The 14,648-nt window shown below is 68.6% G+C and carries 5 protein-coding genes; 4 read left to right on the plus strand and 1 reads right to left on the minus strand.

The features are described from left to right. Nucleotides 1–40: 40 nt before the first annotated feature. The 4 genes from ACQP12_RS05480 to ACQP12_RS05495 all read left to right on the plus strand — a co-directional run bounded on the left by ACQP12_RS05480 (nucleotide 41) and on the right by ACQP12_RS05495 (nucleotide 14,124). On the plus strand, nucleotides 41–2,482 hold the full coding sequence (locus ACQP12_RS05480; protein ID WP_433285518.1) for a M14 family zinc carboxypeptidase: 2,442 nt from the start codon (nucleotides 41–43) through the stop codon (nucleotides 2,480–2,482). Nucleotides 2,483–2,878: 396 nt separating this feature from the next. Continuing rightward, the gene (locus ACQP12_RS05485; protein ID WP_433285520.1) at nucleotides 2,879–9,310 is read left to right on the plus strand and encodes a sigma-70 family RNA polymerase sigma factor; all 6,432 of its coding nucleotides are present in this window, start codon (nucleotides 2,879–2,881) and stop codon (nucleotides 9,308–9,310) included. After that, nucleotides 9,307–12,369 carry a helicase-related protein gene (locus ACQP12_RS05490; protein WP_433285522.1) on the plus strand — a complete coding sequence of 1,021 codons (3,063 nt, stop codon included), beginning with the start codon at nucleotides 9,307–9,309 and terminating at the stop codon, nucleotides 12,367–12,369. The genes ACQP12_RS05485 and ACQP12_RS05490 overlap by 4 nt, the downstream gene beginning before the upstream one ends. A gap of 12 nt (nucleotides 12,370–12,381) precedes the next feature. Beyond that, nucleotides 12,382–14,124 carry a hypothetical protein gene (locus ACQP12_RS05495; protein ID WP_433285524.1) on the plus strand — a complete coding sequence of 581 codons (1,743 nt, stop codon included), beginning with the start codon at nucleotides 12,382–12,384 and terminating at the stop codon, nucleotides 14,122–14,124. On the opposite strand, the gene ACQP12_RS05500 is transcribed toward ACQP12_RS05495, so the two are convergent. Beyond that, nucleotides 14,114–14,548 (minus strand): very short patch repair endonuclease, encoded by a 435-nt coding sequence (locus ACQP12_RS05500; protein ID WP_433285526.1) that lies wholly within the window; start codon nucleotides 14,546–14,548, stop codon nucleotides 14,114–14,116. The two genes, ACQP12_RS05495 and ACQP12_RS05500, sit on opposite strands and share 11 nt — an antisense overlap. Between the last annotated feature and the right edge of the window lie 100 nt (nucleotides 14,549–14,648).

Here is a 14,648-nt window from a genome sequence, read left to right on the forward strand (position 1 = left end):
ACTACGCGGCCTTCTGGATCACTGCGCCGGAAGGACTCTGATGAGTACAGGAAGATCCCACGGACCGCGCCGATTCCTCGCCCTGATCGCCCTACCGCTGGCGCTCGCCGTCAGCACACCCGGCCTCGCCAGTCCGACGACTGACAACGCCGTGGCCCCCGACCGGTCGTCGACCGGCGAACAGAACGGCGTCGGCCTCATGCGCATCGTCGTCGCCAACAAGTCGGGCATCGACCGCCTCAACCAACTCGGCGTCGACCTCGCCGAGTACACCAAGCCCGTCGACAACGGCATCGAGGTGCACGCCATCCTCAGCCCCGAGGAGAGCCAGGCACTGCGCGACAAGGGCTTCGACGTCCAGGACGCCATCTCCGACCAGAGCGACTACGCGCAGAACATGGCCGAGCGGGCCGCCGCCATCCGCGCCGCGACGGCTACGACCGCCGGCACCGACACCCTGACCGTGCTGCGGGCCGAATGGTTCTCCAGCCTCGACAACCAGCTCTTCCTCAACATCGAGGTGAAGTCGAGCGCCGGCACCGACTCGACGACGGTGCTCACGGCGAGCTGGGACGGCGGACCCGGCACGGAGATCGGCTCCGGCGGCACCGCCACCATGTCCCGGTTCACCGACGCCGGCCAGTACATGTACCACCGCTTCAGCAACCCGGTGCCCATCACCGCCGCACCGGCCAGGGCCACCATCACCAGCAACAAGGGCGGCTCGGCCACGGTCGACGTCGCGAAGTGGCTGGGCAGCCCGCGCAAGAACCCCGGCAAGCACCCGTACGTGTCGGACTTCGTCGACCACTACATGGACCCGACCGAGGTCACCGCGCGGTTCACCGGCCTGGCGGCGGAGTTCCCGCAGCTGACCGAGCTGATCGACCTGCCGTACAAGACGAACGGCTACCGGCGCCAGGCACAGGCACAGTTCGGCACCGCAGCGGCCAGCACCCTCTACGTCACCTCGACGGCGTACGGCTCCGAGGGCGGCAACGACGACATCACCATGTCGCTGGTCAACCCGGGCACGGCGAACGCTCCCCTGAGCGTGAGCGTGTCCGGCAAGGCCGTCACGGTGCGCCTGGCCACCGACGGCTCCGGCGCGACCAGCAGCACGGCGGCGCAGGTCGTCGCCGCGGTCAACGGCAACGCCGGCGCGGCCAAGATGCTCACCGCCAGCACGTACCGGGGCAACGCCGGCACGGGCGTGGTGGCCGCCGCTGCGGCGACCCAGCTGACCGACAACCTGAAGGCGCCGGCGAGCGTGTCCCGCGAGCCGTTCCAGATGAAGGTGCTGCGCATCGGCAAGCACCGCGACGGCTCGAAGGTCGGGGTCTTCCTCTACTGCCAGGAGCACGCCCGGGAATGGGTGACCCCGCTGGTCTGCGTGGAGTCCGCCGAGCGACTGCTGCGCAACTACGCCAACGACCCCAACACCCGCAAGATCGTCGACGGCCTGGACATCTTCATCCTGCCGGTCGTCAACCCCGACGGCGCGCACTACAGCATGTACGACTTCAACATGCAGCGGCGGAACATGACCAACTACTGCCCGGCGGCCAACGCCGACCCGGGCCGCCGCAACGCCTGGGGCGTCGACATCAACCGGAACTTCTCGGTCGGCTCCGTCTTCGACGGCTACGTCGGCGCGTCGGCGACCAGCTGCACCAGCGACACGTTCGCCGGGCCGAACGAGCTGTCCGAGCCGGAGGCCCGCAACGAGGTCTGGCTGGTCGACACCTTCCCGAACATCAAGCTCTCGATGAACACCCACTCCTACGGCGGGTACTTCATGTGGCCGCCGGGGGCGTACAAGGCCGAGGGGCGCGAGGTGCTGCCGCGGGTCGACCAGGGCACCGAGGCGTACTTCTGGACCTCCTCCGACTACATCCTCTCCCGCGTCCAGGAATACCGGGGCACCGCGATCTGGCCGGGCCGCACCGGACCCGTGACCGACGTGCTGTACTCGGCGGCCGGCAACAGCGCCGACGAGCACTGGTACAACCGGGGCATCATCGGCTGGGACTTCGAGGTCGGCGCGGACGTCTACAACCCGGAGACCGGGCGGTTCAGCGCGGTCGGGTTCCAGCCACCTTTTGCTGAGGGGCATGAGGAGGCGATGGAGTTCGCCAATGGGAACATCGCGATTCTTGAGGTGGCCCGGGCGTACGCGACGGACAAGATCCAGCCGAAGACTTCGCTGAAGATCGTCAAGCAGGAAGCGGGGGCTACGGCCTTTACCTTCAGCACCAGTGAGCCAGCGAACGTGTACTACACGCTTGACGGGAGTCGGCCGACGTACGGGTCGGCGAAGCTGGCGTTGGCGGGGATGCGTGAGGGGGTCCAGAACATCACGGTGAACAGCGACACGACCGTGAACTGGTTCTCGATCGACATCGCCGGGAACGTGGAGAGCAACTACAAGCCGGACGGCGAGGGCAGCAACTACAACAAGCAGAGGGTGGGCGTCCAGTAGGCGATTCACCGGTTGAACAGTGGTGGCCGCCGACTGCCGGTCGGCGGCCACCCGCCTTTGGAAAGCCGGTCCCGTACTGGCTGCTGACGGATCCGGGCGCAAGCGACCCTGCCCGATCGCGTCTGGCCGCGGTCGTCCGGCTCTCGCTGCATTCGAGCTCCGGATGACAATTGTTGCCGCGGGTACTATTGTCTGTGCAGGTTCTTGACAAGTATTGAGCGGGCCGACGGAGCCGACCGATCGGGTGAGCGCTGGGGGTCCCGCTGGCTGGCGTGCCGCAGGTAGTGTTTCGGGCACCGCCGGTGGGGAGGTGGGAGTGCCGCATCAACGTGTGCTGACATCGGACCAGATCTCGTCACCGGGGCCAGTCCGACCCGCCAGAACCAAAGGTGCCGTATGCTCTCCCGCTCCCCGTCCACCACGGAATCGCCGGCGCTGATCCTGGACCGTGCCACCTCCCTGGTCGACTATCTGATGGCCGTGCGTGCCCAGATGGAGAAGCCGGCTCGGACGGTGCCCCAGGCCGACGCGTTCTGGCAGCACGAACTGCCTGCCCACGCGGACTGCCAGGTGGGCGTTTCGCCCGACGGCAGCACCTGGCTGCGGGTCGGTCTCCCGGGCGCGCCGAAGCAGCTACGGGCACCCGCGGAATACAGCCCGTACGTTGCCGGGCCGCTGTCGTACGAGACCGAACCGCGGCTGGCTGGCGACGAGGAGACGGTTGAGCGTCTGCGTGAGCGGTTCGAGCAATGGCGGGAGCGGGACTGGCGCCCGTGGTCCGAGCAGGCTCGGCGTACGGAGGCAGTACGTCGGCTGCACCGGAGCCTGTTCGACCTGAAGCACCGCGTCGACATGAACGCGGCCACCCACGAGCTGGTGTGGGGGCATGGCGTCCTGCGCACGGACGTGGGCTCAAACCGCGTGCAGTACCCGCTGATCGTGACCCCGATGGCCATCGAGTTCGACGCCGACCGGTCGATGATCACGGTGGTGCCGCAGGGCGCCGGACGGCTCCAGACCGACCCGCTGACCGGTCTCGACGAGCGGTACCTCAGCCAGCTGCTTGACCTCGCCGGCTCGGGTGGGCAGCTGGACCTCGACGTCTGGGACGATTTCACCCGCTTGGAGTTCTTCGAGCGGGCCCTGCGCCGCTTGGGGCTCGATCCGACCGTCCGGCCCGCTGACGCGCCCGGCCCGACCGGCTCGTACGTCCACGACACCGGCGTGCTCTTCGTTCGGCCCAGGCAGCGGATGTTGCGCCGCTTCCTCGAGGAACTGCGTGCTCGACTGATAAGTGGTGACACGGCGAGCATCGGTGCGCTTGCCGCCATCCTCGCGCATGAGCCGAGCCGCCTAGAGATGCCGCACGACCAGCCGGCCCGGTGGACGCCGCTGGGCGAGCGGCTGCTCATGCCGCTGCCCACCAACGAGGCGCAGGAGTCCATCGCCCGCCGGCTCGCCCAGCACCGCAACGTGGCCGTCCAGGGCCCGCCCGGCACCGGCAAGACCCACACCATCCGCAATCTGATCTGCCACCTGATGGCCCACGGTAAGCGGGTGCTCGTGGTCGCCCAGAAGGAGGACCCGCTGCGCGTTCTGCGCGACGGTCTGCCTCAGGAAATCCAGTCGCTCTGCCTGGCCGTACTCGGCCGCTCCACCGACCAGCTCGTCCAGCTCCAGCTCGCCGCGCGGGAACTCTCCGACCGGGGCGCCACCCTGGACCGGCGCAGCGAGCAGCAGCGGGTGGACCGGCTGCGACGGCAGCTCGAGGAAGCCGAACGGGACCTCGGCCAGGCGCTCGGAGCGCTGCGCACCCTCGCCGAGAACGAGTCGGCACAGTACGAGATCGACGGGATCCGGCTGTCGCCGAGCGACGTCGGCAGCTGGCTACGAGACCGCGCCGCCCGGTACGGCGACATTCCCGACGAGATCCCGCCGCACCTCGACGCCCCGCTCACCGTCGAGGAGTTTACCGACCTGCTCGACATCGCCCGCCGTACCGTCCGTCAGGACCGCACGCAGTCGTTGCGGCACCTGCCGACGGCGGCCGCGCTGCCGACCGCCTCGGCGCTCCTCGCCGCGCGGCGGGATCTCGCCGCCACACGCGCCGAGCTCGACCGGCTCATCGCGGACGGGGTGACGCTCGCGGAGGTGCGGGCGTTCGGGCGGCCCGCGCTCGACGAACTGGTCGGACACTTGCGCGAGGCGCTCGCGGTCGTGGCCGCCCGTGAGGGCGCCTGGACGGACAGGCTTGCCAGGCTGCTGCAGGCCGATCCCAACTGGCGGGCGATGTGGGAGGATCACGTCGCGGCCTGCCAGCGCGCGCTCGCCGAAATCGCTGCGTCGACCCGGGTGGTTGCCGGGCACCGGGTGGCCGTCTCCGATCCGCACCTCGCCGAGCCGCGCCGGCTGCTGGCGCAGCTCGGCGAACTGCGTCAGCGCTTCGCCGCCGGCAAGGGCGTCAGCAAACTCTTCCAGGGGACCCTGGCCAAGCTCGCGGCCGACTGCCGTGTCGACGGTGAGATCCTGCGTACCACCCAGGATGTCGATGTCGTCCTCGCGTACGTCAACCGCCTGCGGATTCGGCAGGAACTGGCCACGCGGTGGACCGAGTGGGGGAGCCGGCTCGCCCTGCCGCGGGAGACCAGCGAACCCGAACTCTGGGCCGGCCGGCTGCTTTCCGACGCGGCGACCGCACTGGACTGGGACCGGCGGCGCTGGCCCACCCTGCACGCGACGACTCGCCGCTTGGTACCGCGGGTCGAGCCGGCGGTCGACGTACGCCGGCTGAAGGCGCTCACCGACACGATCGCTCGGTGCAGCGCGGTCTTCGAGTACGACCGGCTGGTCACCGACGAGCTGAACCTCGGTGCGCTGCTGCAGCACGGCATGTCGAACGCCGAGGCGAGCGAGCTGTGGCGGCTGCTGGACCAGAGCCGCCAGCGGGCGGACGTCGAAGGCTGGGACGGTCTCCTGGACGAAGTACGCCGCCTGGCCGGTCTACGCCCGGATGCGCAACGGTTCGTCGACCTCGCTGAACGGCTCCGCCAAGCGGCCCCCGCGTGGACCGCTGAGATCGACGCTGGCGAGGCGTCCGCCCTCGCCGGCTCCGGCGGCGAATGTTTGCACCGGTGGCAGTGGCGCCGCGCCCAGACCTGGTTCGACGCCGTCGTGGGCAGCGTTGACCCGGTTGCGCTCGGGCGGCGGGTCGAGCAGACGCGGGATCGCATCCGGCGGCTCACCCAGGAACTCGTCGTCGCCTCCTCCTGGCTCGAGGTTTCCCTTGCGCTCGACGACCGTCGGCGGGCGGCGCTCGCCGACTGGACCACTGCCCTCCGAAAGATCGGCAAGGGCACGGGAAAGAACGCCGCCCAGTGGCAGGCGCACGCCCAGCGGGCCATGAGCGCCGCCGTCGACGCCGTGCCGGTCTGGGTCATGTCCGTCGACCGGGCCATCGAGCAGTTCGCCGGCGGGGCGCACTTCGACGTCGTGATCGTCGATGAGGCGTCGCAGGCCGACATGTTCTCTCTGCCCGTTCTCAGCCTCGCCGAACGGGCCGTCGTCGTCGGTGACGACCAGCAGATCGGCCCGCAGCTGTCGTTCGTCGGCACGGTCACCGGCCTGATCAACTCGCACCTGGTCGACGTTCCCTCCGCGGAGCATTTCGACCCGGAGAGCAGCCTCTACGACCACGCCGTCCGACGCTCCCCTGAGCGGATCCTGCTGACCGAGCACTTCCGCTCCGTGCCGGCGATCATCGGCTTCTCCAGCGAGGCGTACTACGGCGGGGAGATCGAGCCGCTGCGCACCGACCGGCCCGCCGGTATCGGCGACCCCGTCATCGCAGTGCATGTGCCGGAGGGCATCCGCCAGGGCCTCGTCGGCTACGGCGACGTCAACGTCCCCGAGGCCGAAGCCCTCGTCGCGCGGGTTGCGGCGATCGTCGCCGATCCCGCGTACGAGGGACGCAGTATCGGGGTGGTCAGCCTGCTCAGCACCAGTGGTCAAGCCCTGTACCTGCTCACCCGGTTACGCGAGGAGATCGGTGAGGAGGAGATGGAACGGCGCCGGCTGCGCGTCGGCGACTCGTACACCTTCCAGGGCGACGAGCGGGACATCGTCCTGGTGTCGATGGTGGTCGAGCCGCACCACGGGCCGGTCTCCGCCTTCACCAAGCGGGACCACCACCGGCGGGTCAACGTCGCCGCCTCCCGCGCCCGGGACCAGCTCTGGGTCTTCCACTCCGTGCAGCCCGCCGACCTGCGCGAGGACGACGCCCGCGGGCTGCTGCTCACCTACTGCCAGAACGTCAGCGCCGTTGACGAGGCGTACGACGACCTGGAGAAGCGCTGCGACAGCGACTTCGAACGCGAGGTGCTGCGCCGCATCCTGCGTCGCGGGTACCGGCCGCTGCCGCAGTTCCGCATCGGCGGGTACCGGATCGACTTCGTTCTGCCGGCGCCCGACGGCCGGCGGCTGGCCATCGAGTGCGACGGCGACGCGTACCACGGGCCCGACCAGTGGGAGAGCGACATGCGTCGACAGGCGGTGCTGGAGCGGGTCGGCAACTGCGTCTTCGTCCGGATCCGGGGGAGTGTCTTCAGCCGGGACCCGGAGGCGGCACTGGAGCCGCTGTGGCAGCGGATCGACGAGCTGGGCATCGTCGTTCCGCCTGATCCGCCGTCGCCGCCGACTCCACCGCATCGGCCTGCGCCGGGGGGTGGCACGGTCGTCCGAGCGCGGTCCGCACTGCCCGGTCCGCGCATCGGCCCGGCAGCACCCTCGTGGTCGTCCGCACCGGTGCCGCCCGAAGCGACCTTGACGGCCGCTCAGGGCAGCACTGCCGTAGCCGTGGCAGGCAGGATCTCGCCGGTGGGGGACGTTCCGCTCGTGGCAGAGCCGGCCGAATTCTATGCACGCCCGGCAGCGGTGGGGATCCTCCGCGACCAGCTACCGTCCACGCCGTCGCCCACGTTGGTCCATGCGCCGTCCGAGACGGAGACGGTGGGCGGAGGACCTACCCCGCAAGCAGTGGCTGCACCTGACTCGTCATCCGACTCGGAGGCGCTCCTGACCGCCGAAGCATCCGCCAATCCTCCGGTCGAGGCCGCCGTCCTCGAACTGCCCTGCTCTCGCGTGGTGGAGGCGGAGACGCCGGCCAATGACGTGGTGGCGGAGCCTCCGCCGCTGAGCATGGGACCGATGGTGGTCACGCCCTCGCCGCAGCGGGTCACCGCAACGAAGGCCGCGCCACTCGTCACGGACGCGTTGGTGGACGAGCTGCGCACGATGCTCGACCGCCGTGGTGCACGAGCGGCGCAGTCGGTCGTAGCCGACTTCGTTGACCGGCACCGGTTGACCCACCGGCAGGTCGATGCGCTGGTGGTCGCGCTGACCCGAAAGCCCTCGCACGCGGCACCGCAGGAGGATCCGCCTGCTACGACGGGCCCGTCCATCGACGGTCCACCGACGGATGGTGCAGGGGGCAGTGCCGAGCCGGCGGAACTCTCGGAGGCCCAGGCCGACGCATCGGACGTCGAGGCGGCACAGGCCGAGAGCGATGCCCCCGCGGACGACGACCTCGCATGGATGTTCGGAGGTGACTCGCAGGGCTCAGCAGCGAGAGCGGTCGATGACGTCGTAGGTCAGACGTTCGACGACCTCCTAGGTGACTGGGTACGTAGCGGTCAGCTGAGCCGTGCCGACGTCGCATTGCTGGCCACGAAGCGGAAGTTGTCGTCGGCGCAGCACGGCGAATTGCTGAGCCTGCTGGAGGACGCGGGCGTCGAGCTTCCACGGTCGACGGACGTTCGACCGAAGCAGGCTGCGCCCAAGGGGTACGAACATGACGGTGACTCCGTCGGCCAGTACCTGCGGGCTATTAGCCGTTACCCCCTCATCGGCGCGTCACGTGAGGTCGAACTGTGGTCGCTGATATCTCAAGGCGTCGCTGCTCAGAAGGAGTTGGAGGCAGGAGGTAAAGAGCTGGCGCCGAGCGCCCGCTTGAGTCTCGAACGCCGCGTAGCGGACGGAAGGCGCGCACATGCAGAGCTGGTTTGCGCCAACCTGCGATTGGTGGTCTCGATCGCCAGGCAGCGTCACTACGACCGCAGCGGCGTCGAGTTCGCTGACCGGGTCCAGGACGGCAACATCGGCCTGATGCGGGCCGCCGACAAGTTCGACGGATCGATGGGCACCAAGTTTTCGACGTACGCGACCTGGTGGATCAGGCAGAGCATCGATCGGGGCGTCGCAGACCGAGGAAGAACGATCCGCATCCCGGTTCACCTGCACGAAAAGGTGCGAAAGGTTCGCAGGGCGGTCTCGAGACTGACGTGGAAGCTCGACCGTGAGCCCACCTTGGCGGAGATCTCCGAAGAGACGGGCGTTGAGCCCGGATCTGTGCAGGCGATCCTCGATCTCGATCGCCCGCTGGTCAGCATCGACATGCTGCTCGGAGAGGAGGGCGACCTACGCCTGTCGGACATCCTGCTCGATGACGACAACCGCGATGGGCGGACCGATCCCGCCGAGGTCGTCATCCACGCGATGTTCCGTACCGATGTCGCCCGCACCTTGGCCGCGCTTCTGCCGGACCGGGCTGTCCGCATCCTCGAACGCAGGTTTGGTTTCGGAACTGGCGATGAGGAGACGCTGGACGCCATCGGTGCCCACTTCAACGTCACCCGTGAACGCATCAGGCAGATCCAAGGCAAGTCGTTGGCGACGCTGCGGGAGAGCGAGGAGGTCGTCGCGTTGCGGTCGTACCTGGTCGACGATTCGAAGGCCGGCGAGTTCGGCGTTCCCGTGAGGAGGAAGGCGTCATGAGCGGCGTGGGGGACCAGTCTCTGGAGCAGGCCTGCGAGGCGTTCGTCGACTGGCTCGACCGACGGGTGGTAGCGGCGGGCCGCGGCGACGGCTTGAGCCGTCTCGAGGTGGCACCCTCCGGAACGTTCTGGTTGGGCCGTCTCGCCTGCGAGGACGAGGTGCGCAAGGATGCCTCCGACGATCGGTCGGAACGTCTGGACCCCTGTGCGATCGCCATCCGGCTCCGTCCCGCGACGGCACCACCGTGGTCGATGACGGTGACCGTCCGGGCACGGGCGTGGGTGAAGGACCCGAAGGACGGGCCGGACCCGGACCGGCGCTGGTGGCGGACGGACCTCGTCGAGGAGGTCGTGTCGGTCCTCGCCTACGGCGAGGGCGGAACGTTCGGCGGCAAGCAGCTCCGGGATGCATTTGCCGCGGTGGGTGCCCCCGGTCTGGCCGCCGAGGTGCGGGTGGACGTGGAGGACTGGCATAGGCAGACCGAAGTCGTGGTGCAGCTGGTCAACACGAGCCCGGAGAAGGCAACCGGCCTGACCGACTCCCACCTGTACGAGACGCAGCTCGAAGTCTCTGGCCTTCCGACCGTGCCGTTCGAGTTGGAGGCGCTACCGGACAGCTTCCGGTACGACCGGAAGGTGCCGGCCTACGGTGTGAACGTCGGCGTTGAGGTCCTGGCGCCCGGCGTGTTCCGCACGTCGGACGCCGTGAGCGTGCAGACCTACCGTCCCGACTACTGGAGTGGCGTAGCTCCGCAGCCGGACCTGTCGTTCATGAGGCTCGCATCCGACCCGCTCCCTCAGCTCCAAGCCCTGGTCGATGCGCTCGACGCGTACGACCACGCCCATTGGTTTCGGGAAGCTCTCGACGCTCGGCAGACCGCCGAGGGCTGGACGTCGACCATGCGAGCGAAGGCCGACGAGTCTGCCGAGTACGTGTTCGAGGAACTGAATAGGCTCCGGGCCGGTCTCGCGCTGTTACGAGACCGTCCTGAGGTCCTCCGCGCCTTCAAGCTGATGAACAAGGCGATCGCCCGTAGCGCCGAGGGGCGCGGGTACACCACCTGGCGGCCATTCCAGGTCGGCTTCCTGCTCTCGGCCATCCGTTTCCTCGCCGAGCCGGAGGACGAGGCGAGGTACGTCGACACGGTCTGGTTCGCGACCGGTGGCGGCAAGACGGAGACCTACCTGGGGTTGCTCCTGACGGCGGCATTCTTCGACCGCCTCACCGGCAAAGCCCTGGGAGTGACGGCCTGGTCGCGCTTCCCGCTGCGGCTACTGAGCCTCCAGCAGACCCAGCGGTTCGCCGACGCTCTGGCCGGCGCGGAGATGGTGCGCCAGGAGGAGGGCGTCAAGGGCGCACCCTTCAGTCTCGGGTTCCTCGTCGGTCGGGCGGGAACGCCCAACAAGATCGTGCCGAAGACCGAGACCGACGAGATCACCCCGGACAGCCCAGGCATGCCGGACAAGTACCGCGTGCTGTTGCACTGCCCCTTCTGTCGGGACGAGAACCTCCAGATGCGCTTCGACCGCCAGCGGTGGAAGCTCGACCATCGCTGTACGAACCGGAGCTGCCCCTGGAAGGGGCAGGCCCTGCCTATGTACGTCGTCGACCAGGAAGTGTTCAGGTTCCTGCCGACGGTGGTGGTCGGCACCCTCGACAAGGCCGCATCGATCGGTCTGCAGCAGGCGATGCGCGGCCTCGTGGGGCCGCCACAGAAGCTCTGCCCAGTGGAATGGCACGGCTTCACGTACGCGGAGCGGTCCAAGAACCCCAACGGCTGTCTGGTGCCGGACTGCCAGGGCGGCAAGGCCCTCAGGCCGCTGCCCATGGACGCCAAGCGGTTCGGCCCGTCACTGCGGCTGCAGGACGAGCTGCACCTCCTACGGGACAGCCTCGGCGCGGTCGACTCCCACTACGAGAGCCTGCTCGACCATCTCCAGTTCGAGCTGTGTGGCACTCGGGCGAAGATCGTGGCGAGCAGCGCGACGCTAACCGGATACGAACACCAGACCAAGGTCCTCTACCAGCGAGAGGGGCGGGTCTTTCCGCAGCCGGGCCCGCGAGCGGGTGAATCGTTCTGGACGACCCCGACGGAGAAGCCGTTGCGGCGGTTCGTCGCCGTCGCGCCCCGTGGCGTCACGTTGGAGCACGTCAGCGACCGGACGCTCGACGCCTTGCAGCGCTGCGTCCGCCAGCTCAAGGACGACCCTGCGACCGTGTGTGCCGAAGCCGGCATCGACCGGAAGTACGTGGACACGCTCGTCAGCCTCTACGGCACCGACGTGGTCTACGGCTCGACGCTCTACGACGTGGAAGCTGCCGGACGGAGTCTTGGCAGCAACAACACGGTCGAGGGCATCAACGTCGAGCAGCTCACCGGGCAGACCGAGTTCGACGACGTCCGGGCCATCCTGGACCGGTTGGAGAAGCCGGAGGAGGACTTCGCCGAGCGGATCCACGTGGTGGCCGCCAGTTCGATGCTCTCGCACGGTGTCGACGTAGACCGGCTGAACACCATGGTGATGCTGGGCCTGCCGCTGACGACCGCCGAGTTCATCCAGACCACGGCGCGGGTCGGTCGTAGGCACCCTGGCCTGGTCTACGTTCTGCACAAGATCGGCCGGGAACGCGATGCGCAGACGTTCCGGCAGTTCACGCAGTACGTGCGGCAGGGCGACCGCTTCGTTGACGCCATCCCGATCACACGCCGCAGTCGCCGGGTCCTGGACCTCACCGTGGCCGGCGTCGTGGGCGCGCGGACGTTGATGATCCGTGAGCCGGCCAGCAAGCAGCGGCTCAGCACGCCAGCGAAGCTGCGTCAGTACGCGCGCGATTCCGGGATGACGCCCGCGGCCGAGGCAGCCGCAGTGGCCAAGGTCCTGGGCCTCGACGGGGCGGAGGACTCCCTGCATCGCGAACAGATCGCCGATTGGCTGCAGGCTTGGTTCGCCGATCTCGAAGACCCTGCCACCAAGGCCACGTTCGTAAGCGAACTGGGCCCCCGATCACCGATGACGAGCCTCCGAGACGTCGAGGCCAGCGCTCCCATCCACGATTGACAGGCGGACGAAATGACGGTCCTCGGATCCCGCAGCGGCAGCCAGATCCTGCGTACCTTCCTCCCCGACCAGACGGTCGACCTCCGCGGCGACATCTACCGGGTCGCAGAGTGGTCCGCGCCTAGTCCCATCCAGGTCGACACCGACCTCGTACGACGCCACCTGCTTCGCGAGGTGGGTGCTTGGGCCTTCCACGGTACTGACGGTGGGGTCGGTGACGACCTGATGCGTAACGCATCCGTTGAAGTGGTCGAGCTCGACGAGCGACGCGGCGTCACGGTCGAACGGTATCCGCAGGTATGGCTCTGCCAGGCGTGCAAGCGGATTGGGAGGTCGATCGATCGGCCGTGCAAGTGCGGCCAGCGCAACAAGTGGGGCCAACTACATTTCGTCGGTATCCACGACTGCGGCGCGATCACCGAACCGTACATCCGACGGTGCCCGACGCACGACGACGTCAAGGTCGTGATCCCCAAGAGCGCCAAGGCGGGGGATATCACGTTCGTCTGCCCTGTCTGTAACCACCAGACGATGCAAGGGCTCGGCTTCAACAAGCCCTGCGGGTGCGGCAAGGGCCATTTCCGCTGGAACGTACACAAGGCCCGCATGGTGTACACGCCGCGGGGCATGGTGCTGATAAATCCGCCCCGGCCCGAGCACCGGGAGGGCCTCAAGCTCGCCGGTGGCGCTCGCAAGGCTTTGGTCTGGGTGGTCGATGGCCTGACCGTGCCCCGGCCCGCCGACGTGGTTTCCCCGCCGACCCTCGACGAACTGATCGAGCAGCTCATGCGCACCGGTCTTCCTCGGGAGATCGCTGAGGTTGCCGCAAAGAGCGCCGCTGATCAGGGGGGACTGGCGAAGGCCGGCGACCACCCGATCGACGGGCTCTCGGGCGAACGGCGCGATGAAGCGGAGCGGGAAGCGGTCGACATAGCAATGGCGCTGGCGGAGAGCCGCACGCCAACGACGGCACTGCGCAGTGCGACGCCAGGTGATGCCCTAGATGGGCGTTACCAAGACCGCTACCCGGCGGCGCTCGACCGGGCCGGGATCGACGGCCTGGACCTCGTCGACCGGTTCCCGGTGCTGAACGCGATGTACGGCTACACGCGGGGCGAGGACGACCCGTCGAAGTGTCGGCTGGTGCCCTTCCGCCGGAAGAAGGGCGGCTATCGGCTCTACGGCAACCTCGCCGAGACGGAAGCCTTCCTGGTCCGCCTGGACCCGGTACGGGTCGCCACCTGGCTGGTCGGGAGAGGGCACCGGTTGCCGGGATGGACCTCCGGAGACGGGGCGGTCGCGGCGCGAGTCGCGATCCTGCAGGAGGTGCAGGTGCCGTCCAAGCGTGACGACCCGTCGGTCGAGTCCGCCGGCACCGACCTGCTCAAGCTGGTGCACACCTACGCCCACAGGTTCATTCGGCAGGCCGCGGTCTTCTCTGGCATCGAACGGGACGCGTTGAGCGAGTACCTGGTACCCGGTCACCTCGGCTTCTTCGTCTACGCCGCCGCTCGCGGTGACTTCGTCCTCGGCGGCATGCAGGCGGTGTTCGAGTCGAACCTCGATGAGTTGCTCGACGCGTTCGTCGATGCAGAGCACCGCTGCCCGCTGGATCCCGGATGTGACCGTGGCAGTGGCGCGTGCAGCGCTTGCGTCCATCTGGGGGAGCCGTCGTGCCGGTTCTTCAACCGTTTCCTGGATCGAAAGGTGCTCTTCGGTACCAACGGATACCTGCGTACGCCGGTCAGGGCGTAGCAGGAGGCACCCGGCGCCGCCATTCGGCCTCCACTCGGTCGGCGGCGGCGTCGGTGGCCTCGTGCTCCCAGACGTGCAGCACCATCCAGCTCAGCTCGGCTAGGGCAATGTCCTTGACGCGGTCGCGGGCCACGTTGCGGTCGAGCTTCTGCTGCCACCAGTCCCGGTTGTTGCGGGGCAGGGTGCCGTGCTCGGGGCAGCGGTGCCAAAAGCAACCGTCGACGAAGACCGCGAGCTTCGCCCGAGTGAACGCGAGGTCGGGGCGACCGGGCAGCCCCGGATGGTTGACCCGAAACCGTAGGCCCCGGCCGTGCAGCTTACGCCGTAGCGCCAACTCCGGCTTGGTGGAGGAACGCGGCATTCGCTGGAACCGGGCCGACGTAGCAGCATCGAGTGGCGGTGGCGGGGTGGACTTTCGGTCCATGTCTGCGACCTATCCCGGGGACGGCATGAGCGATTACGCGCAGCTAGGCTACCTTCCCGGCCGCAACTAACTTGCAGTGACCTTTCGAAGACGGAGAATG

The sequence above is a fragment of the Micromonospora sp. CA-244673 genome (assembly GCF_050948395.1).
In the GTDB taxonomy this organism is placed as follows: domain Bacteria; phylum Actinomycetota; class Actinomycetes; order Mycobacteriales; family Micromonosporaceae; genus Micromonospora.

Coding starts and splice junctions, on each gene's coding strand:
- ACQP12_RS05480 (WP_433285518.1), top strand. CDS start 41: ATGAGTACAGGAAGATCCCACGGACCGCGCCGATTCCTCGCCCTGATC.
- ACQP12_RS05485 (WP_433285520.1), top strand. CDS start 2,879: ATGCTCTCCCGCTCCCCGTCCACCACGGAATCGCCGGCGCTGATCCTG.
- ACQP12_RS05490 (WP_433285522.1), top strand. CDS start 9,307: ATGAGCGGCGTGGGGGACCAGTCTCTGGAGCAGGCCTGCGAGGCGTTC.
- ACQP12_RS05495 (WP_433285524.1), top strand. CDS start 12,382: ATGACGGTCCTCGGATCCCGCAGCGGCAGCCAGATCCTGCGTACCTTC.
- ACQP12_RS05500 (WP_433285526.1), bottom strand. CDS start 14,548: ATGGACCGAAAGTCCACCCCGCCACCGCCACTCGATGCTGCTACGTCG.